The organism is Clostridioides sp. ES-S-0123-01 (assembly GCF_020658415.1).
Classification (GTDB): Bacteria; Bacillota; Clostridia; order Peptostreptococcales; family Peptostreptococcaceae; genus Clostridioides.
Window position 1 is genome coordinate 133,867 of record NZ_JACVWD010000004.1, and the last position, 21,855, is coordinate 155,721.

20 protein-coding genes are annotated in these 21,855 nt (G+C 28.3%); 18 read left to right on the forward strand and 2 right to left on the reverse strand.

All coding sequences use genetic code 11. The features are described 5' to 3' along the window. Positions 1 to 10: 10 nt before the first annotated feature. From IC175_RS10540 to IC175_RS10555, 4 genes are all read left to right on the forward strand, one after another. On the forward strand, positions 11 to 640 hold the full coding sequence (locus IC175_RS10540) for an HAD family hydrolase (protein WP_227432486.1): 630 nt from the start codon (positions 11 to 13) through the stop codon (positions 638 to 640). A 56-nt stretch (positions 641 to 696) separates the two neighbouring features. Then, positions 697 to 1,353: a nitroreductase family protein gene (locus IC175_RS10545; protein ID WP_227432487.1), complete on the forward strand. Its 657-nt coding sequence runs from the start codon at positions 697 to 699 to the stop codon at positions 1,351 to 1,353. 401 nt (positions 1,354 to 1,754) lie between these two features. Next, the gene (locus tag IC175_RS10550) at positions 1,755 to 2,471 is read left to right on the forward strand and encodes a response regulator transcription factor (RefSeq protein WP_227432488.1); all 717 of its coding nucleotides are present in this window, start codon (positions 1,755 to 1,757) and stop codon (positions 2,469 to 2,471) included. Next, positions 2,443 to 4,785, forward strand: a complete 2,343-nt coding sequence (locus tag IC175_RS10555) for a sensor histidine kinase (RefSeq protein ID WP_227851498.1) — start codon at positions 2,443 to 2,445, stop codon at positions 4,783 to 4,785. Before IC175_RS10550 ends, IC175_RS10555 begins: the two co-directional genes overlap by 29 nt. Positions 4,786 to 4,887: 102 nt before the next feature. Here the strand turns inward: IC175_RS10555 and IC175_RS10560 are convergent, their stop codons facing one another. Then, positions 4,888 to 5,643 (reverse strand): MerR family transcriptional regulator, encoded by a 756-nt coding sequence (locus IC175_RS10560; RefSeq protein WP_227851499.1) that lies wholly within the window; start codon positions 5,641 to 5,643, stop codon positions 4,888 to 4,890. 218 nt (positions 5,644 to 5,861) lie between these two features. Here IC175_RS10560 and IC175_RS10565 point away from each other — a divergent pair, with 218 nt between their 5' ends. After that, the gene (locus IC175_RS10565; protein ID WP_227432490.1) at positions 5,862 to 6,338 is read left to right on the forward strand and encodes an Rpn family recombination-promoting nuclease/putative transposase; all 477 of its coding nucleotides are present in this window, start codon (positions 5,862 to 5,864) and stop codon (positions 6,336 to 6,338) included. 97 nt (positions 6,339 to 6,435) lie between these two features. After that, entirely contained in the window at positions 6,436 to 6,588 is a 153-nt protein-coding gene (locus IC175_RS10570; protein WP_009893656.1) for a hypothetical protein, read from the forward strand. A gap of 160 nt (positions 6,589 to 6,748) precedes the next feature. On the opposite strand, the gene rpmB is transcribed toward IC175_RS10570, so the two are convergent. After that, complete coding sequence (rpmB, locus tag IC175_RS10575) at positions 6,749 to 6,937, reverse strand: 50S ribosomal protein L28 (RefSeq protein ID WP_003416297.1); 189 nt, start codon at positions 6,935 to 6,937, stop codon at positions 6,749 to 6,751. Between the two features lie 359 nt (positions 6,938 to 7,296). On the opposite strand from rpmB, the gene IC175_RS10580 reads away from it, so the two are divergent. The 12 genes from IC175_RS10580 to IC175_RS10635 all read left to right on the forward strand — a co-directional run bounded on the left by IC175_RS10580 (position 7,297) and on the right by IC175_RS10635 (position 21,853). Next, positions 7,297 to 7,647 carry an Asp23/Gls24 family envelope stress response protein gene (locus tag IC175_RS10580; protein ID WP_227432491.1) on the forward strand — a complete coding sequence of 117 codons (351 nt, stop codon included), beginning with the start codon at positions 7,297 to 7,299 and terminating at the stop codon, positions 7,645 to 7,647. An 18-nt stretch (positions 7,648 to 7,665) separates the two neighbouring features. Further along, on the forward strand, positions 7,666 to 9,309 hold the full coding sequence (locus IC175_RS10585; RefSeq protein WP_227432492.1) for a DAK2 domain-containing protein: 1,644 nt from the start codon (positions 7,666 to 7,668) through the stop codon (positions 9,307 to 9,309). Positions 9,310 to 9,389: 80 nt separating this feature from the next. Continuing rightward, positions 9,390 to 11,447 carry an ATP-dependent DNA helicase RecG gene (gene recG, locus IC175_RS10590; protein WP_227432493.1) on the forward strand — a complete coding sequence of 686 codons (2,058 nt, stop codon included), beginning with the start codon at positions 9,390 to 9,392 and terminating at the stop codon, positions 11,445 to 11,447. A 58-nt stretch (positions 11,448 to 11,505) separates the two neighbouring features. Then, the gene (gene rsmD, locus IC175_RS10595; protein ID WP_227851500.1) at positions 11,506 to 12,060 is read left to right on the forward strand and encodes a 16S rRNA (guanine(966)-N(2))-methyltransferase RsmD; all 555 of its coding nucleotides are present in this window, start codon (positions 11,506 to 11,508) and stop codon (positions 12,058 to 12,060) included. Between the two features lies 1 nt (position 12,061). Beyond that, positions 12,062 to 12,559, forward strand: coding sequence for a pantetheine-phosphate adenylyltransferase (gene coaD / locus IC175_RS10600; protein WP_227432495.1), 498 nt, complete (start codon positions 12,062 to 12,064; stop codon positions 12,557 to 12,559). Between the two features lie 3 nt (positions 12,560 to 12,562). Continuing rightward, on the forward strand, positions 12,563 to 13,087 hold the full coding sequence (locus tag IC175_RS10605; RefSeq protein ID WP_227432496.1) for a hypothetical protein: 525 nt from the start codon (positions 12,563 to 12,565) through the stop codon (positions 13,085 to 13,087). 264 nt (positions 13,088 to 13,351) lie between these two features. Beyond that, on the forward strand, positions 13,352 to 14,668 hold the full coding sequence (locus IC175_RS10610) for an ABC transporter substrate-binding protein (RefSeq protein WP_227845603.1): 1,317 nt from the start codon (positions 13,352 to 13,354) through the stop codon (positions 14,666 to 14,668). A gap of 98 nt (positions 14,669 to 14,766) precedes the next feature. After that, the gene (locus IC175_RS10615; RefSeq protein WP_227432497.1) at positions 14,767 to 15,684 is read left to right on the forward strand and encodes a carbohydrate ABC transporter permease; all 918 of its coding nucleotides are present in this window, start codon (positions 14,767 to 14,769) and stop codon (positions 15,682 to 15,684) included. Positions 15,685 to 15,699: 15 nt separating this feature from the next. Then, entirely contained in the window at positions 15,700 to 16,509 is an 810-nt protein-coding gene (locus IC175_RS10620) for a carbohydrate ABC transporter permease (protein WP_227851501.1), read from the forward strand. Positions 16,510 to 16,563: 54 nt separating this feature from the next. Next, a complete protein-coding gene (locus IC175_RS10625; RefSeq protein ID WP_227432499.1) occupies positions 16,564 to 18,312 on the forward strand; it encodes a DUF4091 domain-containing protein in 1,749 nt (582 codons plus the stop codon). Between the two features lie 261 nt (positions 18,313 to 18,573). After that, entirely contained in the window at positions 18,574 to 19,545 is a 972-nt protein-coding gene (locus tag IC175_RS10630) for a glycoside hydrolase family 5 protein (protein WP_227851502.1), read from the forward strand. Positions 19,546 to 19,549: 4 nt separating this feature from the next. Beyond that, positions 19,550 to 21,853 (forward strand): glycosyltransferase, encoded by a 2,304-nt coding sequence (locus IC175_RS10635; RefSeq protein ID WP_227851503.1) that lies wholly within the window; start codon positions 19,550 to 19,552, stop codon positions 21,851 to 21,853. Positions 21,854 to 21,855 lie beyond the last annotated feature (2 nt).

Here is a 21,855-nt window from a genome sequence, read left to right on the forward strand (position 1 = left end):
GGGATTTTTTGTGATAGACAGTATTATTTTTGATTTAGATGGAACTCTATGGGATTCAACTGAAGGAGTATGTAAGGTATGGCAAGAGGTCTTAGATAAACGTGAGGATATAGGTTTAAATGTTACAGTAGAATTATTTAGAAGTGTTATGGGCCTTTCATTTGATGAAATAGCAAAGCGTTTCTTTCCAGATTTAGATGAAGAAGAAAGAATGAATATATTAGATGAATGTTCTGCAAGAGAATGTGATTACTTATCTGAATATGGAGGCAAATTATTTGAAGACATAGAAAATACTCTTGGAGAATTATCTAAAAAATATAAATTATTTATAGTAAGTAATTGTCAAAAAGGATATATAGAATCTTTTTTAAAAGCACATAAGCTAGAAAATTACTTTATAGATTTTGAGTGTCCTGGAAATACTGGATTGCATAAAGGTGAAAATAATAAACTCATAATTGATAGAAATAAACTAACTAATCCAATCTATATTGGAGATACTCAAGGGGATGCAAATAGTGCTAAATTTGCTGGGATTCCTTTTGTATATGCAAAATATGGTTTTGGAAATGTGGATGAGTATGATTATTCTATAGAGTCATTTAAAGATTTGTTAGAACATGATATATTAAAATAAGGGAAGTTTAAAGTTTGTTTTTAAATTAAAAAAATAATCTACAGGGGGACTTAAAAATGGAATTACAAGATACTATTTACAAAAGACAAAGTGTAAGAAAATTTAAAGAACAAGATGTTTTAGATGAAGATATTTTGAAAATGGTAAAAGCAGCAGGGGCAGCTCCATCAGGTAAAAACATTCAAAACTGGCATTTTGTAGTTATAAAGCGTCGTGATTTAATGGAAAAGATAGCAGATGTGATAACTAAAAAACAACAAGAAATACTTGTAGAGATGGACAAAGTATCAGTAGAAAAAGCTAATAGATTTAGAAAATTTGTGCCAAACTTTACTTTATTTTATTTAAAAGCTCCAGTTTTGGTATTAGTTTTTACAAAGGTATACAACCCATCAGGCTATTATGAGTTAGAACTTATAAATGCACCTAAAGAGACTATAGATAAGTTATTTATAAGAAATCCAGGCATGCAAAGTTTAGGAGCAGCAATTGAAAACTTTACATTATCAGCAATTGAACTTGGGTATGGTTCTTGTTGGTTGACAAGTCAAAACTATGCAGCAGATGAGATAGAATCTGTTTTAGAGGCAGAAACAGGGTTTGAAAAAGGCGAATACTTCTTAGGTGCAATGTTAGCACTTGGAGTACCAGAAGACAACTTAAGAAGTCCATCTAAAAAACCAGTGGAAGACATATGTACATTTATAAAATAAAAACAAGAATTTTTATAAAAAGTAAATAAACTAAAAATAAGTATGCAAAAACTAAAAAGTAGATTTTATTGATATTAAATTTATGTTTCAGGTTGTTGATTTAATTAATACAATAATGCCTACTTTTTTTGTGTATATTAAAACAAGTAAATTTAAATCTTTAGAAAATCTTTAGAAAAGTATATATAATATCTTAAGTTTTTAGCTTTAATATTAGATATATAAATAAAGTAAAACAGTATTGAAGTTAAATTAAAGGGAGGGTTCTAAAATGGACATCAAAGATAAATAATTAGAATAGACCACTATAAATTTATAAAAAAATGGAAAAACTTCTATCATATTGTATAATCATATATGTAAAGGTAGTTTATAAATTAATTGATATAAAGGAGATTAAAATGAATTCATATAATATTTTGGTGGTAGAAGATGAAAAGGAAATAGCAGATGCTATAGAAATATACCTTTTAAATCAAGGGTATAATGTTTTTAAAGGTTACAATGGATTGGAAGGTCTTAAAATTATAGAAAGCCAAGAAATACACTTAGCTATAGTTGATATAATGATGCCTCAAATGGATGGAATAACGCTTACAATGAAACTTAGAGAAAATCATAATTTTCCAGTAATAATGTTATCTGCAAAATCAGAAGAAGTTGATAAAATAATGGGGCTTAACATCGGAGCGGATGATTATGTAACAAAACCTTTTAAGCCATTAGAGTTATTGGCTAGAGTTAATTCGCAACTTAGAAGATATACTAAGTATCTAAATATGATAAAAAATAAAGAAGAAAGTTCAGAAAATAATGAAGGTATATTTGTAATAGGTGGATTAGAATTAAATGAAAATACAAAAGAAGTCAGTATTGATGGAAATTATATAAAAACAACTCCTATAGAATTTAAGATATTAAGTTTACTTATGAGAAATGCAGGAAGGGTTTTTTCTGCAGACGAAATATATGAAAGAGTTTGGAATGAAAATGCTGTAAACACAGATACAGTTATGGTACATGTTAGAAATATAAGGGAGAAGATAGAAATTGACCCAAAAAATCCAAAATATTTAAAGGTGGTGTGGGGTGTTGGATATAAAATCGAAAAAATTTAAGGAAAAATATATAATCAGTGTGATAGTCTTTATACTTATGTTATCAGCATCATTAGGTATGATTAGCCAATATTCGACTATACAGTCAGCTGCTAAAGGTGGAGCTAAAAATCCATTTGAGCAAGAAGGATTTGTAGATAGCATATATAAAGGAAGTTATGTTTTAGACCACAATATGAAAGAAGAACAAGAAGGTAAGATGATACAACCTTCGAAGCTTTTTTTAAGTGAAGAAACTATAAATTATATAAAAAATACTAGTAAAGAGAAAAGCGCATATGAAGGTTCAGAAACCTATTACACTGATGAGAGTATTAATGCAGATTTTAATGAAAAATTTGATGAATGGGAATCTTTTATTAATAATTCAAGTAAAAACTTAAAATACTATTTAGTTGATAAAGAAAATAACTTTGAGCTTTTTAATGAGAATAAAGAGTTAAAAGCACTGGATACAACAAAAAATGACACTTCAAAAGAGGAATCTGATAAAAAGCAGCCTCAAGAGACAACTATGAATGATGAGGAAAGACAAGAAAAGATTAAAAATATAAAAGCAAATTATAGGTTTTACCTTGTGATGAATTTTGATAAAGATGGAAAAGTAAATATTGTAGACTCTTATGGAGTAGACCAAAAGATTATCAGCCAAATGTTATTATCTAAATCTAAAGAAGATTTGATGGAGACAGATTTAGATGGAAATTCAATCTCATATAAATTATCTCCAATAAAAAATAAAACATTGGTATATGCGATACCTAAAGTAATAAGCCAAGATAATTCATATAGATCATATAATAATTATGGGATGATTTATAGTAGTGATGATATAAGTAGATATATAAATAATGTAGAGAATAATTCTTATTATAAAATTTCTGCAATGATTATAAAAATCATAATATCTATAGTTGTAATTGTAGCTGTAGCATTTCCATATAGAAAATCTAAAGAGTTATTAGGGTTTGAGATAATCACAAGAATACCGTTAGAGTTACTTTTTATTGCTATTGTTATTATACAGAGTATTGTAGCTTTATATCCTACTGATATAATAAGTAACACATTGAATGGAAATTATGTCGAGTATCTAATAAAAAATGATATAAGTGGTAAAATGGCAAATATATTAGTAAGCTCAATGAATTTAATTTATTGGTTTGTAATCTTCTCAATAATATTTGTATTTATAGTACTTTTAAAACATATTCTAAATGTTGGAATAAAAGAGTACTTTGTAAAAAATACTTTGACAGGGATGTTTCTAAAATGGTTTAAAAAATCAAGTAAAGTAGTTATTAATCAAGTTAGAATGACAAATTTAAAAGAAAAGCCAAATAAAACTATAGCTATAATTTTAGCAGTAAACTTATTAATTATAGTTATAATGTGTAGTATGTGGTTCTTTGGAATAATACTTGCATTAATTTACTCAATAGTTTTATTTAAGGTATTGTCAGATTACTCTAAGAAAACAATACGTGAATACAATCAACTTTTAGATGTTACAAAGAAAATTTCAGATGGAAATTTAGAAGCAAATATGGAAGATGATTTAGGGTTCTTTAATCCTATTAAAGATGAGCTTGGAAATATTCAATCTGGATTTAAAAAAGCTGTAGATGAAGAAGTTAAAAGTCAAAAAATGAAAACAGAGCTTATATCAAATGTGTCACATGACTTAAAAACACCTTTGACATCTATAATCACTTATATAGATTTACTAAAGGATGAAAATATAACAGATGAAAATCGTAAAATGTATATTGATACATTGGATAGAAAGTCACAAAGACTACAACACTTAATAGAAGATTTATTTGAAGTGAGTAAAGTAAATAGTGGAGATGTACACTTAAACATAGTAAATGTAGATATTATATCTCTAATGAAACAGACATTACTAGAATTAGATGATAAGATAGCAGAGTCATCACTGAAAATAAAAAATAATTTTTCTAGCGAAAAAATAATATTACCATTAGATAGTCAACGTACATTTAGAGTATTTGAGAATCTTATAATAAATATAAGTAAATATGCAATGCCAAATTCAAGAGTATATATTGATATTTTAGAAACAGATAGACAAGTAAATATCATGCTTAGAAACATGTCAGCAACTGAAATTGATTTTAGTGTAGATGATATTATGGAGAGATTTGTAAGAGGAGATAAGTCACGTAATACAGAAGGCTCTGGACTTGGTCTAGCAATAGCAAAAAGTTTTGTAGAGCTACAAGGTGGTAAAATGAAGATAGATATAGATGGAGATTTATTTAAAGTTACAATTACTTTTAATAAAAACTAAGTTAGATTTTTATCACAGATTATAACTATATAATTTGAAAAATAAAATTTTTTAAGAGTGCTATTTTAAAGTAGCACTCTTTTTATTACTTTAAATTGATTATTATCTTGTATAGAATACTATGGAATCTCTTAGAAACTTTGCTAGTCCAGGCTGTTCTTTATCATAATATGATGTAAAACGTTCATCATTTACATACATCTGTGCTAAAGCGGCATGAGCTTCCTTAGAGTAGGCATTCCAAGTGTAACTCAACCATTTATGATGTAATCTCGCAACTTCTTGAGAAAGTTCATTAGATGCATCACCAGTTTTAAAAGCTTTTTTGAGTTTACTAATTATCTCAGTACTTAAATCTTGCCAGTCCTCATAATCTTTTTTAGACATATTTTTAAATTTTCTATTTGATTGATTGATTACATCTTCACCATATTTTTCCCTAATTTCAGTTCCATAATTTTTTTCATTTTCATCAATCATCTTTTCTTTAAAACCTTCAAATTTTTCTAAATCTGTCATAATATATTTTCCCTCCTTCAATGCTATAGTTTTAGTTACATTTTCTATCAGTAAGTCAATTTGTTTTCTTTTAGCTAGTAATTTGCTATGATGTTGTTTTAATGCACTTAGACTATCAAAAGTTGGTGAATTTATAATGTTTTTTATATTTTCTAAGCTAATGCCTAACTCTCTATAAAAAAGTATTTGTTGTAGCTTATTAACTTCATTTTGACCATATATACGATAACCTGAGGAATTTATTTTAAGTGGCTTAAGAAGCTCGATTTCATCATAGTATCTAAGGGTTCTAGTACTTATACCAGCTATTTTACTTAATTTCTGAACTGTATATTCCATAAGTAATACCTCCTATAAATTAAATATACACTTTTACGCAACGTCAATGTCAATATATTAAAATATAAAAATTCATATCTTTTAATAAAAATATAAAAAAATATCTTTATTGGATATTTTAATCATAAGTGTCAATAATCACTAGTGAAAATTAAAAAATAAAATTTATAGATTATTTTTATCAAAAGATAGAGAATCTATAACCTGGGAGGAATTGTATGAATTTAAAAAGAAGCAAAGAAAAACGTGAAGAATATAGAAGGCTGTATTCAGATAAAGAAAGTTTTTTAAGTTTGATTCAAAATTTTACAAGCGTCTCAATAGCAAAGGAATTAACTCTTAAAAGTATAGAGTTAGAAACATCTTTTATATGTGAATATAAAGGAAAGGAAGTAGATATAATTTATAAAGTTTTTTCTAAAAATCGTAAAATTTCACACTATATAGTGTTGGAGTTTCAAACAGAAATGGATACTGAGATTGTACCAAGATTAAAATCATACAGAGAGCAAATTTGGAAAAGCTTTATAATGAAAAAGAGTCTTGAAGAAATAGAAAGCAAAGATTTTAAACTCCCAAAAGTTATACCAGTAGTTCTATATAGTGGACCTGAAAGGTTAAGTAAAAAAAGAGGTATTTTAGATATTATAGAATCTGCATCAGAAGATAGTAATAATTCCAGTATAAAAAATTAAAATTACATAATGTATTTATCGGTCTAAAATAGGAACTTATCGCATAAACTTAAATATGAAAATATTTGTAGATACAAGTTCTATGTGGAGGTGTTCCATGAGAAATAACAAGTCTAAGGTATTGCTAGGAATACTGTGTCTAGCAACAGGAATGGCAGTAATTTTATCTATGTTGCTTCCTGGCTGGATTTGGTCAGCACTTACCGCATTAATACTTATTGGATGTGGAGCATTATTATTTTTTTGTTAAAATAATTTTAACTATAAAGTGTGGGGTGAGTATTGATGAAAGTAGTAACAATAAAGTTACCAAAATGGATTTCAAACATAGTTTTAAAATTTATGAGAAAGAGTAAAAATGATTAAATTTAAAAAGCCTACTTTCGGAAGTAGGCTTTTAAACGTGGCTATTAAGCTCTTTCAATCTTACCAGAACGTAAACATCTAGTACAAACTTTTACTCTCTTAGGAGCTCCATCTATAATCGCTCTTACGCTTCTTAAATTAGCTGACCATGTTCTTTTATTATGTTTATTTGAGTGTGATACTTGGTTTCCAGAAACCTTACCTTTACCACATACGCTACATACTTTTGCCATCTACGCACACCTCCTTAAAATGATAACTATTTAAAGACTAAAAACATATTTATATTATCATAAATAACAAAAATTTGCAATAGAAATATATATTTGCCTTACATATATTGAAGAATTTCTCATTATCATATAAAATTATATATATAATTTTATATAAAGTAAATATATTTGAAAAATAATTATTATTTTTCTTTAAATATATAGACAGTACAAGAAATTTTATCCAAAAACTTTTCTAGGTTTAAATTATACCATATTTATAGTATGATATGATTATAATTTTATATAATAAATAAGTAAAAATAGTAAAAAATAAATTAAGAAACATTTTTAATAAAAAAAACTTAAGGGGGTCAACCATGAGTGCAAAGGTAATGAATCAATATGGAAGTATAGAAATAGATAATCAAGTAATAGCTCAAGTCACATATAGAGCTGCAATGGAAAGTTATGGTCTAGTAGGTTTAGCATCTAAATCTAAAGGAATAGTAGAATTATTAAAAGGTGAAAATGCTACTAAAGGTGTTAGAGTAGAAGAAGTAGAAGAAGATGCCATAGCAATAGAACTTTATGTTATAATACAATATGGTACAAATATATCTACAGTTGCAAATAACATAATAGATAGAGTTAAATATGTAGTTGAAAAGATGACTGGTGTAAGAGTCACTAAAATTGATATTAATGTACAAGGAATAAGAGTGAAGTAATTTTATAGGAGGAAAGAAATGATTCAGTATATAGATGGTAAAAGGTTAAGAGAGATGTTCATTTCAGGTGCAAACAATCTCCAAAACAATAAAGATTTAGTTGACAAATTAAATGTATTCCCTGTACCAGATGGAGATACAGGGACTAATATGTCCTTAACTATATCTTATGCCTTAAAAGAGTTAGCGAAAGTAGACAATGATAATATATCAGACATCGGAAAAGCACTATCTAAAGGTTCTTTAATGGGTGCAAGAGGAAACTCAGGAGTTATACTTTCACAAATAATTAGAGGTATAGCTAAGTCTATAGAGGGAAAAAGTAAATTATCAACAGATGATTTAGCAAAAGCTTTTAAAAATGGTTCTGATACAGCTTATAAAGCTGTAATAAAACCAATTGAAGGAACTATACTTACTGTAGTTAGAGAGAGCGGAGAGTTTGCAGTAAAAGCTGCTAAAAAAGAAAAAGATGTAGTAAAGTTTTTAAGTATGCTTGTAAAGGAATCAAATGCTTCACTAGAAAGAACTCCAGACCTTCTAAAAAATCTGAAGGATGCTGGTGTAGTTGATTCTGGAGGAAAAGGGCTTGTACTTATATATGAAGGTATGTTAGCTTCTATGAAAGGTAACAATATAGAAATAAAAAATACTAGCCTAGACACTAATATTGCAACAAATATAGACTTCCCAAAGAATAGTACTGGCACAGATGATATAAAATACTGTTATTGTACAGAATTTATACTAGAAAGTTCTAAAGTAGAAGATACGAAAATACGAGATATAATGATGGCTTATGGCGATAGTTTAGCAGTAGTTGGAGATGATGGAGTCATAAAGGTACATGTACACACTAATGACCCAGGAAACGTGCTTCAAGAAGCTCTAAAGTATGGTCAATTATTAACTATAAAAATAGAAAATATGAAGTTACAACATGAAAATACAATATTGGAAGTAGAAGAAAAAAAAGAAAATGATAGTGAGCCTTTAGAAGAAGAAAGAGAATTTGGATTCATAGCTACTTCAATGGGTGAAGGATTAGCAAATATATTTAAAGACTTTGGTGTTGACCATATAATAGAAGGTGGTCAAACTATGAATCCAAGTACTGAAGATTTTATGAATGCCATAAAGGATATAAATGCTAAAAATATATTTATTTTCCCAAATAACAGCAATATAATAATGGCTGCTAACCAAGCTAAAGAATTGAGTGATAAAAATATAATAGTTATACCTACAAAAAACACACCTCAAGGATTTGCTGCATTAGTAACATTTAATGGAGAATTAAGTGAAGATGAAAATGAAGAAGCTATGATGAATGCTTTAAATTCAGTTAAATCAGGTCAAGTAACTTTTGCTGTTAGGGATACAGTAATGAATGAAATTGATGTTAAAGAAGGTAATATAATTGGAATTGCAGAAGGTAAATTATTATCAGCAGGGGATTATGTAGATGAAGTAACATCAAATCTTATTGAAAAATTGGTTGATGAGGATACTGCTATAATAACTTTATTCTTTGGTGAAGATGTTACAGAATCTCAGGCAAATGAACTTCGTACTTCTTTAGAAGAAAAATTTGAAGATGTAGATGTGGAATTATATTATGGAGGACAACCTCTTTATTATTACTTAATTTCAGTTGAATAATGATTATAAGAACCTGTATGACCATGTAGCTTTTATAAAGTTGGTTGTACAGGATTTTTGTGTAGTAGGTGATATATTTGTTGGATTTATATAAAGATGTTCAATATGTTAAAGGGATAGGACCTAAAAAGGCATGTAAGCTAAATAAGCTGGGTATATTCACATTAAAAGATTTATTGTATTATTTTCCAAGGCAATTTGAAGATAGAAACAATCTTAAGAAAATAGCGCAGTTGGAGAATGATGAAAAAGCTACAATAAAAGCAGTAATATCAAATATAAATACATTTAGTCCAAAAGAAGGAATGACTTTAACAAAGATTGATGTAAAAGATGAAACTGGTTCGGCTAAACTAGTGTTTTTTAATAAAACTTATATAAAAAATACATTTAGACCTGGAGATTCAATATTAGTTTTTGGAAAAGTTAAGAAAAGATTTAATAACTTAGAACTTACATCGTGTGAATTAGAGTACCTTACTAATTCACCTAAAAATACATGTAGATTTATGCCAGTGTATCAACTTACATATGGTGTTACAAATAAAGAGATTATGAGCATAATTAAGACTGTACTTGAAGATAAGGAATTAATTATACAAGAATATATGCCACAAAGAATTATAGAAAAATATAGATTATGTAATATAGATTTTGCAGTTAGAAATATTCATTCACCAAGCAATAAGGAATCGTTAAAAATAGCTTTATATAGAATTGTATTTGAAGAATTACTTATATTACAGTTGGGACTGTTTGTATTTAAAAGTGGAAGAAATAAAGAAAACGGAATAAAATTTACAACAAGTGAAAGTTTAAAGAATATAATAAGTTCTTTACCATTTAAATTGACTAAAGCTCAGAATAGAGCATTAGATGAAATTATAAATGATATGAATTCTGATAAAATAATGAATAGATTAGTTCAAGGTGATGTAGGTAGTGGTAAAACAGTAGTTGCTCTCTTAGCACTTGCAAATTGTGTCTTAAATGGTTATCAAGGAGCTTTGATGGCACCTACAGAGATATTAGCAGGACAGCATTATATTTCACTTACTGAAACCTTAAAAGATTTTGGTATAAATGTAGGTCTATTAATAGGTAGTCTTACAAAAAAACAAAAAGATATGGTATTAGAACAAATTAAAAATAATGAAATTGATATATTGATAGGAACACATGCATTAATTGAAGATAAAGTTGAATTTAATAATATTGGTCTAGTTATAACAGATGAGCAGCATAGATTTGGAGTTATGCAAAGAAGTAGACTTTCATTAAAAGGAATAAATCCAGATATACTGGTAATGACAGCAACACCAATACCAAGAACATTAGCACTTATACTTTATGGAGATTTAGATATTTCTATTATAGATGAACTCCCCCCAGGTAGACAGCCAATAGAAACACTTGCTATTGAAAAGAGCAAGAGAGATAGAGCTTACAATAACCTAGTAAGAAGAGAAGTTGAATCGGGAAGGCAAGTATATATTGTATGTCCACTAGTTGAAGAAAGTGAATCAATAGAAGCTAAGTCAGCTGTTGAATTAGTAGAGGAATTAAGAGCTGAATACTTCTCAGATTTAAGACTTGGACTTCTTCATGGGAAAATGAAATCAAGTGAAAAAGATGAAGTAATGAGTAACTTTAAGAATAAAGAAATAGATATTTTGGTTTCAACAACAGTTATAGAAGTTGGTGTCAATGTGCCAAATGCAACTCTAATGATAATAGAGAATGCTGAAAGGTTTGGACTTGCACAATTACATCAGCTTAGAGGTAGAGTTGGGAGAGGAAGCCATAAGTCATATTGTGTGCTAATTTACGACTCTAAAACAGATGTATGCAGGCAGAGAATGTCTATAATGGAAGAAACAAATGATGGGTTTAGAATTTCAGAAAAGGATCTAGAAATAAGAGGACCTGGAGAGTTTTTTGGGACCAGACAACATGGACTTCCAGAATTAAAAGTAGCAAATTTGTTTAAGCATATAAAAATATTAAAATTAGCACAGCAGGAAGCTCGATATATATTAGGTGAAGATAATAATCTACAATTGAAAGAGAATATTCCACTTAAAAAGGAAATTATAGATAAATTTAAAGATACATTGGAAGAAATTTCATTAAATTGATTTTAATTTATGTTAAAATATTATTGATGTAAGAATGTGCTGAAGGGAGATTGTCATATTGAGAGTAATTTCAGGAAAAGCAAGAGGATTAAAATTAAATACTCCAAAAAATGAAGATGTAAGGCCAACAACGGATAGAGTAAAAGAGTCTTTATTTAATATAATAAATTCATATATAATGGAAAGTGAAGTTCTAGATTTATTTGCTGGAACTGGTTCTTTAGGGATAGAGTGTTTGTCAAGAGGTGCCAAAGAATGTACTTTTGTAGATATTAGTAAAGAAAGTATAGAAATTGTTAAATCTAATATAAAAAAAGCAAGGGTTGAAAATGAGAGTTTTATTTTAAACCTTGATTTTAAAACTGCTATAGATAAGCTTAAGTTACAAAATAGTAAATTTGACATAATTTTTATGGACCCTCCGTATTATAAAAATATGTTTATAGAAGCTATTGAAAAAATTGATAATTCCAATTTATTGAATGAAGATGGAATAATAGTTGTAGAACATGATACTAATGATTTATTTCCAGATAAAATATGTAAGTTAGAAAAAACTAAAGATAAAAAATATGGAAATACTGCATTAACTTTTTATAAGATGGAGGCATAAAATGGAAAATAAACCTAGAAAAGCTATATTTGCAGGAAGCTTTGACCCAATCACTAATGGACATTTAGATATTATTTGCAGGGCTTCGAAGTTATTTGACGAATTACAAATAGGAGTCCTAAATAATCCTAATAAAAAAGGTCTATTTAGCTTTGATGAAAGAGTAGAACTTATAAAAAAAAGTACAAGCCATCTAGAGAATATAAAAGTTGTAACTTTTGATGGGCTATTAATAAGTTACTGTCAAGAAAATGGAATTGGAGCATTAGTTAGAGGTGTAAGAAGTGGTGCAGATGTTGATTATGAGCTTCAAATGGCTCATATGAATAGAGAGCTTAATCCAGATATAGAGACTATAATTTTACCAAGTTGTACAAAATATTCATTTATAAGTTCATCTTTAATAAAAGAGGTTTTGCTCTTTGATGCTGATATAAAAAATTTGGTTCCAAAAATTGTTTTGGAAGAATTAAAGAAAAAAACTACTGGGGGTAATTGATATATGAAGATAGATTTAGAAATGATTGAACTATTTGATCAGTTAGAGGAGATATTTAGAAGTGCTTCTACAATTCCGTTTTCTCATAAATGCACTGTAGATAAGGATGAAGTTTTAGCAATAGTTAATGATATAAGAACTTTAATACCAGAGGAAGTAACACAGGCAGTCTGGATAAATAAAGAAAGAAATAAAATAATAAGCCAAGCTAAACAAGATGCTACAAACATAGTTGAACAAGCACAAAAAGAAGCTGAAAGAATACAGCAAGAATATCAAGAAAATATAGAAGAATTAAAGAAAAATTCTGAAGATGTAGTAAAAGCCTATGTAGAGTCAAGTGAACCTGTTGTTCAAGCAGACCAAAGAGCTAAGGATATAGTTGATAGGGCTGAAAGAATAGCCAATGAGATAAGAATTGGTTCAATTGAATATGCAGAAGATGTGCTTTCTAGTGTTGAGTATAATTTAAAAGAAATATTAGAAGAAATAAAAAGAGATAAAGCTGAACTTAGACCTAAAAAATAAACTTTTTTAAGTAGATGAAAACAGACCATATAATTATATGGTCTATTTTTTGTGTTGTAATTTAATAAAAGAGACTTTAAAATTAAAAATTTTACTAAAAGATTCTAGTTTATTTTAACTATATTGATTGCCATAAAAAATAAAATTAAAAATGGCACTATAGAAAAAAACTATAATAAAAAAAAATATATAGAAAAAACTGATTAGACAAGAAATACATGCTTTGATAATATTTTAAATGGAGTAAAATTATGTAGAATTACAATGAAAAAAGAAAAACCAAACAAGATGGAGGGAATTAAGGTGAGTATGTTGAAAAAATTGTGTTCACTAGCTATGGTGGCAATTATGACTACAACACTTATAACAGGGTGTTCAAGTGGTAGTGGAAAAGATGCAAAAAAGGATGGGGAAAAAGAAAAGCTAGTTCTTTGGATGCCACCAGTAGAAGATAATATGAAGGAAGTTTGGGACCCTATTTTAGATAAATTTGAGGAAAAAAATAACTGTGAAGTAGATTTACAGATAATTCCTTGGGAAAATTATTCAGAAAAATTTGCAACAGCCATAAGTGCTGATGAAGGCCCTGATGTTGGATATATGTATGCAGAAATGTATCCTCAGTTTATACAAAGTGGAGCAGTAGAAGATTTAACTGACTATGCAACTAAAGAGGATAAAGAACAATCTATTTACATAAAAACATCTGAAATGATGGGTGGAATGTATGGAATGCCATTCCAAGCAGCAAATCCAGGTGTATTATACTACAACAAAGATATTCTAGATAAAATAGGAGAAAAACCTCCTAAAACATGGGAAGATTTTAAAAGAATCTGCCAAAAAGCAACAAAGGATACTGATGGCGATGGAAAAATAGACCAATGGGGATTAGCTCAAGGATGGGGAGCTAAAACTTTTGGTAACATGAACTGGAACTGGTATCCATATTTATGGCAAGCTGGTGGAGATATATTTAATGATGATTTAAAATCAGTTAAATTTAATGATAAGAGTGGTTTAGAAGCAGCTAATTTCTTAAAAGAATTACAAGCATATGTACCTGAAGATTCTTTATCTAAAGATAGCAATGAAATGATAGAAAGTGTATTTGGACCAGGGAAAGCAGCCTTTACTATAATGTTGTCTTCTGCTGCAACAAGTGTATTTGATAAGTCATTCCCAGATTTAAATTGGGGATTTGTGACTGGTTTAGAAGACAAGAAAGCTGCAACTTTTGGAGCAGTAGACCATTTATCTTTAATGTCATCAGCAAAAGATAAAAAACTTGCATATAAATTAATACAACATATGTTAAGTGTTGAATCAATGACAGAATTCCATAAAGCGATACCAAGAGCACCAATAACAAAAGGTGAACCATATCAAGGTGATGAAAGATTTAAAGCAATGGTTGAAAATGATAAGGATGTATATAGACCATTGGTAGTAGGACCACATGGTGTTGAAATATATGAATATTTATGGAAAGAACTTCAAACTATGATTTCAGGAGATAAAACTCCAAAACAAGCGTTAGATGATGCTGCAAAATATTCAAATGATTTATTAGCACAATAAAAGTTTAAGGCTGTAAGATGTTATAAAATACTTTACAGATTAAAATTAGCATTGTATTTATAAGTACAATGCTAATATTTATATTGGAGAGGATAAAAATGAATAACTTAGTTAGAGAGTTTGAAGAAAATTCAACAAGAAAAAAATTAAAATTAAATATTAAACCATATATATACATATTACCATTGGGCATAATTTTAGTGGCATTTTATGTATTACCAATAATAATGTCAATATACTTTAGTTTTACAAAGTACAATATTATTAGTCCAGCAACATTTATAGGCTTAGAAAATTATAAAAAATTATTTACAGATGAGACATTAAAAGTATCTATTATAAATACGATTAAATTTGCTATTATAGTAGTACCTTGCCAGACTATTTTATCGTTGATTTTGGCAGTTTGGATTACAGGAAAAGGAAATAGTAAAATAGCTTCATTTGCTAAAGGAGCTATATTTATACCTGTATTGTCGTCTATGGTTTTGATTGGTATGGTATGGAGAGCTTTATTAAATGGAGAAGGTTCAATTATATATCAATTGTTAGGTGCTTTTGGAATAGAATCATCTAAACTTTTGGGAGATAGTAAAACAGCACTCCCTACGCTTATGTTTATATCTATGTGGAAAAATATAGGATATTTTATGGTAATTTATATTTCAGCTATAATGAATTTACCAAAACATTGTTATGAGGTAGCAAAGGTTGATGGAGCTACAAAACTTCAAGAATTTATGAAAATAACAGTTCCACTACTAAAGCCAACTACAATAATGGTTGTGTTTTTAGGAACAATATGGTCGTTACAAGTATTTGACTTGGTTTATACTGTGACAGGTGGAGGTCCAGGGATATCTACTATGAGTATAGTTATGCATGCATTTAACTTAAACTTTAAAAACTTCAATTCTGGATATGCAATGACTGTAGCAAATGTATTATTTTTGTTGATAGCAGTAGTTTCAATTTTACAAAATAAACTTGTAAAACGAGACAGTTCAGATTTTTAGAAAGGTAGGTATAATATGAAAACAACAAAGAGATTATTGAGTGATGGGTTGCTATTATTTATAGCATGTACAAGCTTAGTACCATTTATATACATGTTGATAATATCATTAAAGGTAACATATAATTCATACAATTTGGATATATCTTTTTCAACAGTAACACTTCAAAACTATATAGATATATTTACTAAAAAAGGATTTACGCAATATTTTTTAAACACAGCCATAGTATCTTTTTCAGGAGTACTGTTAAACTTAGTATTTAGTACATTAGCAGGGTATTCTTTTGCGAAGATGGATTTTAAAGGTAGTGATAAGTTATTTTTATTTATGATAATGACTTTAATTATACCATCTCAAGTTACAATGATACCACTTTATATAATAATGAAACACTTAGGATGGATAAATAGTTATTTGGCTCTTATTATGCCAATACCAACTGCATTTGGTGTATTTATAATGAGACAAGCTATTTTAGGAGTACCAAAAGAACTCTTAGAATCAGCAAAAATAGATGGTTGTTCAGACATTAGAATTTTAGTACAAATAGTGTTACCTCTAATCAAACCAGCATTAATTACACTAGCTATATTTACTTTCATGGGAGCATGGAATGAGTTTATGTGGCCTCTTATAGCAACAACTAAAGATGCAATGAGGACATTAACAGTAGGGTTATCCACTCTTAAGACATTCCAGATAACAAATTATGGACAAATGATGGCAGGAGCAACAATAACATTTTTACCTCCATTTATTTTCTATTTAATTTTACAAAGTAAATTTGTTGAGGGTGTATCTTTATCTGGTATAAAAGGTTAAATAGTCTAATTTAAAAATACAAAATAAAACTATAGATGCGGAGGAAATCAAAACATGGAAATTTCATATATATTGAAAGATTGCACATTTAAACACAATAAATATTCAGTTATAGAAGCTGAAACTTGGGAACATAAGGATTTAAATATTGTAGTAGCTAAAGGTGAAAAATTTGCATTTCAAATTATGCTGAAAGCTACAGAAGAATTTAATTGCACAATTGATGGTAGTAGTGCTATATCATGGAAAGGCTTGGGAAATAGAGTAAGATTAGGTCTAAATGTGCCTGATGGATTAGAAAATAATTTTAGTATAAATATATTAGGGTACGTTCAAGATGATACAAAAGCATTTGTAAATGATGCTATTTTGAGAGATAAAGATGTACTAGTGGAACAATATTTGCCTCAAACGTTTTGGATTGAAGGGCAAGTACCTGAGGATTTTTTAGGAAATAAGTTTAATATAAGTATTGATATATTCAAAAGTTTTGGTTATGAAGATGAAGAAAAAGTTTTTACAGTTGATGTGCCTATAGAAGTAAAAAATGTTGTGTTAAAGCCTTTGGACGAAAGTAAATTCTTTTTAGATTTATGGCAACATCCAAGTTGTCTAGCTAGAATGTATAAAGTTGAATTGTGGTCTGATATACATTTTGAGATAATAGATAATTATCTCAAAGAACTAGCATCTTTAGGAGAAAAAGTTGCAACAGTTATAGTTTCAGATTATCCATGGGCAGGTCAAAGTTGTTATAAAGTCTATAAAAATCCATCAAACTTATATGAATACAACATGGTAGGTGTCTCAAAAGATTTAGATGGAAATATCAAGTGTAATTTTGAAAGCATGGACAAGTATATAAGTATAGCTAGTAAGTACAAAATGGCTCAGGAGATAGATTTATTTGGTCTGTTAGGTAATTGGTGTGCTGGAGAGTTTGGAAACCCTATAGAGGGCTATAAAGACCCTATAAGAGTAAGATACTTTGATGAAAAAGACAAAGTGTTTAAATTCATAAATAATACAGATGATTTAAAAGAGTATATAGGATTAGTATTAAATCATTTAATAGAATGTGGTCTATGGGATAGCATCAGAATTATAGCCGATGAACCAAATAATCCAGAGGTTGTAAAAGAGTGTATCAAATTTATAAACTCTACTGTAAGTACTCATCAAGTTAAATATAAATCAGCAACTCATGACCAAAACTTTTTAGATAGAGCTAAAGATGAAGTTGATGACATGTCAATAAATTTAAAACTTACTATTCAAAATTATAAAGATATAGAAAATCTAAAGAAAAAAATGCATGATAAAGGTGGAATATTGACTTGGTTTGTTTGTTGTTTCCCAGAAAAACCAAATAGTTTTATAAGTTCTCCTTTTGTAGAAAATAGAATAATAGGGTGGTACACTTATTATTTTGGTCTTGATGGATTTTTAAGATGGGATTATAATTTATGGACAGAAGACCCTTGGAAAGACGCAAGTTACAAATTCCCTATTTGGAAAGCTGGAGATATGTTCTTTGTTTATCCTGGAAAAGATTTAAAGCCTGTTAGAAGTGTTAGAATGGAAAACTTAAGATTTGGCATACAAGATTTTGAGTTATTTACTATGTTAGAAAAAGAAAAGGGAAGAGAATATATAGAAGTTGAGCTTATGCAAACTCTATTAAATAAAAAAGAAAATGCTGAAATTAAAGGTTTCGGAAATATAGAGCTTGGATATTCACTAGATAATTTTGGATATGATAAGGTCAAAAAACAAGTTTTAGATTTGTTAGATAAGTTATAAAAAATATAAGGCATTATATCGAGAAATAATCAAAGTTATTTTAAGATATACTGCCTTATATTTTTTTAAAAGTATATTTAGAATAAAATTTATAAAGAAGCATAATTAGAGATAACATGATATAATTTAATTTGTTATAATAGGGTACTAATGATATTAAAGCTTCTATAGATAGACTAAAACTAGTAAAGTAATATTATACAAAAAATAAGTTAGGGGGAGAGGAACATAAAAAGAATAGGTATTAGTATAGCAGCCTTTTTGAGTATAGCTTTTATTGGATTTTATTTTATAATAAGAGGAGATAATGATAAAGTTACAATGCAACGAGGAATAAACATAGGTAATGCGTTAGAATCACCAAAAAATTTTCCTTGGGATGTTAAAATGTCAGATAAGTATTTTGATGATATAAAAATGGCAGGTTTTGATACAGTCCGTATACCAGTAAGATTTTCTGATTACACCTCAGATTCTAATGATTATAAAATTGATGAAGAATTCTTCAAAAAGATTGATGGACATATAAAGTATGCTTTGGATAAAGAGTTAGTAGTTGTGTTAGATTTACATCACTTTGAAGACATTATGAAAGAACCACAAATTAATAAAGAGAAGTTTTTAAAAATATGGCAACAAATAGCTAATAGATATCAAAAATATGATAAAAAATTGGTTTTTGAATTATTAAATGAGCCTAAAGAAAGCCTATCTCCACAGTTACTAAATGAATACTTTAAAGAAGCTATAAATATAATTAGAAAAACTAATCCTAAAAGGACAATTATAGTGGGTCCATACAATTACTACCAAATTGATTATTTAAAGGATTTAAATATTCCTAAAAATTCTAATATAGTAGTTTCATTTCACTATTATGAACCAAATGATTTTGCATTCCAAGGAAATATCTATCATAAAGGGTTTGAGAACTTAAGCAATATTACTTGGGAAGGAACAAATGAACAACTTGAGTATCTAAAGAAAAGATTTGATACAGTAGAGAAATGGGCTAATAAAAATAATGTAAAAGTTTTATTGGGAGAGTTTGGAATAACAAAAGAGGCACCAGAAGCTTCAAGAGTAGCTTGGATAAAAGCAGTAAGAGAAGAGGCTGAAAAACGAAATTTTTCATGGGCTTACTGGGAACTTGCCTCTGGATTTGGAATATATAATCAAGTTGAAGGTACTTGGGATGAAGAGATATTGAATGCACTAGTAGGAAAGAGGTGATTTGATGAAGAAAAATTCAAAAAAGGTACTTATAACCTTAACTATTATTACTAATATTATATATATATTGTGGAGAATTTTTTATACAATACCTAAAGAAGAAGGGATGTTTGCATTAATTTGTGCGATAATACTACTTTCAGTGGAGTTAATAGGGATGATGGAAATGTTTGTACATTATTATGGAATGTCTAATATTGAGTATCCTGAAAAGCCAATTATAAGTGAAGAACTTTATCCACCTGTGGATGTATTTATTGCAACATATAATGAGTCTGTTGACTTGGTAAGAAAAACAATAAATGGATGTCTTCATATGCAATATCCTGATAAGAAAAAGGTACATATATATATATGTGATGATGGTAATCGTGAAGAAATGCGTCTTCTGTCAGAAAAAATGGGTGTCAATTATATAACTCGAACAGAAAGAGAAGGAGCCAAAGCTGGAAACCTAAATAATGCAATGCAGCATACAAACTCTCCTTTGATTGCTACATTTGATGCAGATATGATACCAATGCATGATTTTTTAATTGATACAGTACCATACTTTTTAAAAAATGAACAGGCTAAAAAAGATGGAGAAAAAGAACAATACGAAAAGATTGGTTTTGTGCAAACACCACAAAGTTTCTATAATCCAGATTTATTTCAATTTAATTTACACTCTGAAGGTAGAATTCCAAATGAACAAGATTATTTTTATAGAGATATTCAATTAGCTAGAAATAAAACCAATTCTGTAATTTATGGTGGTAGTAATACAGTTATTTCAAGAGAAGCTTTAGATGAAGTTGGAGGATTTTATACTTTTTCTATCACAGAAGATTTTGCAACAGGTATTTTAATTCAAAGTAAAGGATATAGATGCTATGCTATTCCAGAAGTACATGCATCAGGATTATCTCCAATAGATTTAAAAAGCCTTATTAAACAACGTGAAAGATGGGCACGTGGATGCATACAGACAGGTAGACGATTGAATATTTTGTTTAGAAAAGGTTTAGGATTTTGGCAGAAAATAAGTTATATTTCTTCAATTACTTATTGGTATGCAAGTATAAAACGCTTTACTTATATAATGGCTCCCATTTTATTTTCAGTCTTTAATGTAATTGTTGTAAAATGCACATTACTTCAAGTATTGATATTTTGGTTACCTATGTATATTTTAAGTAGTTTATCCCTTAAAATATTTTCTCAAAATATAAGAAACACAAGATGGACTAATATATATGAAACTATAATGTTTCAGTCTTTAATGCCAGCAGTAATACTTGAAACATTTGCAATATCTAAGAATAAATTTTCAGTGACCAATAAGAGTAAAGCAGAAGAAAAAAGAATATATAAGGTTTTGCAAGGAGCACCATATTTTATATACATAGTGCTATCTATAATAGGAATCTTAAAGATGTTTATATCAATATTTAAAATGAATTCAATGACATACTCAGTCGTACTGTTTTGGTTAATTGGAAATCTTTTTAATCTTGTTATGGCCATGCTGTTTATATCAGGAAGACAACAATTAAGAAAATCTGAGCGTTATGTTGCTGAAATTGATTTTAAACTAAAGCAAAATTCGTACATTCTTTCTTCAAAAACAATTGATATATCAGAAAATGGATTTGCGTTTTTGTTGGAAAATCCAGAGTATATTTCTCCAGAAGAATTTGAGGTAGAGTTTAAAGAAAAATCAGGAAATGAAATATATATAGCCAGTATGAAGGCAAAGATAGTTAATGTTGTGGAAATAAACTCAAAGTGGAAGTATGCATGTTACATTACACACATTGAAGATAATCAATTTGATAATTGGATGTGTATTGTTCATGATAGGGTGCCGACTTTGCCAATGACAATATCTAATCAATTAGGTTTTTTTGATGACTTGCAAATTAATGTAAAAAAACGTATTGAAAAATCTAAAACTTTATCGAGAAGAAGTCCAAGAATTAATACAAATTTCCAAAGTGATATAGAAAATATAGGTAAGGTAAAACTGGTAAATTTTAATTATCAGTATGTATTACTAGGTTTTGAAAATAAAGATATTTATCCTCAAAAAATAGAAATAGAACTTAATGAAAATATTATACTTGAGTGTGATTTATGTGAAGGTAAAGCCGATATGAGGGGTGTTTTATACAAAGTAAATAATATTGATAGTATAATGCAAAATTTATTTTTAAGAGAGGAAATGATGGAGTGGATATTACAACATAAAACAATTATAATTTCAAAACCTAATGAAAAGAAAGACGAATGCACAGATGAGTTTGAGCCAATGAAATATATTTAGGA

Bases quoted from the DNA above. Each gene is read 5' to 3' on its own strand.
- IC175_RS10545 (WP_227432487.1), top strand. From the start codon at position 697: ATGGAATTACAAGATACTATTTACAAAAGACAAAGTGTAAGAAAATTT.
- IC175_RS10550 (WP_227432488.1), top strand. From the start codon at position 1,755: ATGAATTCATATAATATTTTGGTGGTAGAAGATGAAAAGGAAATAGCA.
- IC175_RS10560 (WP_227851499.1), bottom strand. From the start codon at position 5,643: ATGGAATATACAGTTCAGAAATTAAGTAAAATAGCTGGTATAAGTACT.
- IC175_RS10565 (WP_227432490.1), top strand. From the start codon at position 5,862: ATGAATTTAAAAAGAAGCAAAGAAAAACGTGAAGAATATAGAAGGCTG.
- IC175_RS10570 (WP_009893656.1), top strand. From the start codon at position 6,436: ATGAGAAATAACAAGTCTAAGGTATTGCTAGGAATACTGTGTCTAGCA.
- rpmB (WP_003416297.1), bottom strand. From the start codon at position 6,937: ATGGCAAAAGTATGTAGCGTATGTGGTAAAGGTAAGGTTTCTGGAAAC.
- IC175_RS10580 (WP_227432491.1), top strand. From the start codon at position 7,297: ATGAGTGCAAAGGTAATGAATCAATATGGAAGTATAGAAATAGATAAT.
- IC175_RS10585 (WP_227432492.1), top strand. From the start codon at position 7,666: ATGATTCAGTATATAGATGGTAAAAGGTTAAGAGAGATGTTCATTTCA.
- coaD (WP_227432495.1), top strand. From the start codon at position 12,062: ATGGAAAATAAACCTAGAAAAGCTATATTTGCAGGAAGCTTTGACCCA.
- IC175_RS10605 (WP_227432496.1), top strand. From the start codon at position 12,563: ATGAAGATAGATTTAGAAATGATTGAACTATTTGATCAGTTAGAGGAG.
- IC175_RS10610 (WP_227845603.1), top strand. From the start codon at position 13,352: ATGAAAAAAGAAAAACCAAACAAGATGGAGGGAATTAAGGTGAGTATG.
- IC175_RS10615 (WP_227432497.1), top strand. From the start codon at position 14,767: ATGAATAACTTAGTTAGAGAGTTTGAAGAAAATTCAACAAGAAAAAAA.
- IC175_RS10620 (WP_227851501.1), top strand. From the start codon at position 15,700: ATGAAAACAACAAAGAGATTATTGAGTGATGGGTTGCTATTATTTATA.
- IC175_RS10625 (WP_227432499.1), top strand. From the start codon at position 16,564: ATGGAAATTTCATATATATTGAAAGATTGCACATTTAAACACAATAAA.
- IC175_RS10635 (WP_227851503.1), top strand. From the start codon at position 19,550: ATGAAGAAAAATTCAAAAAAGGTACTTATAACCTTAACTATTATTACT.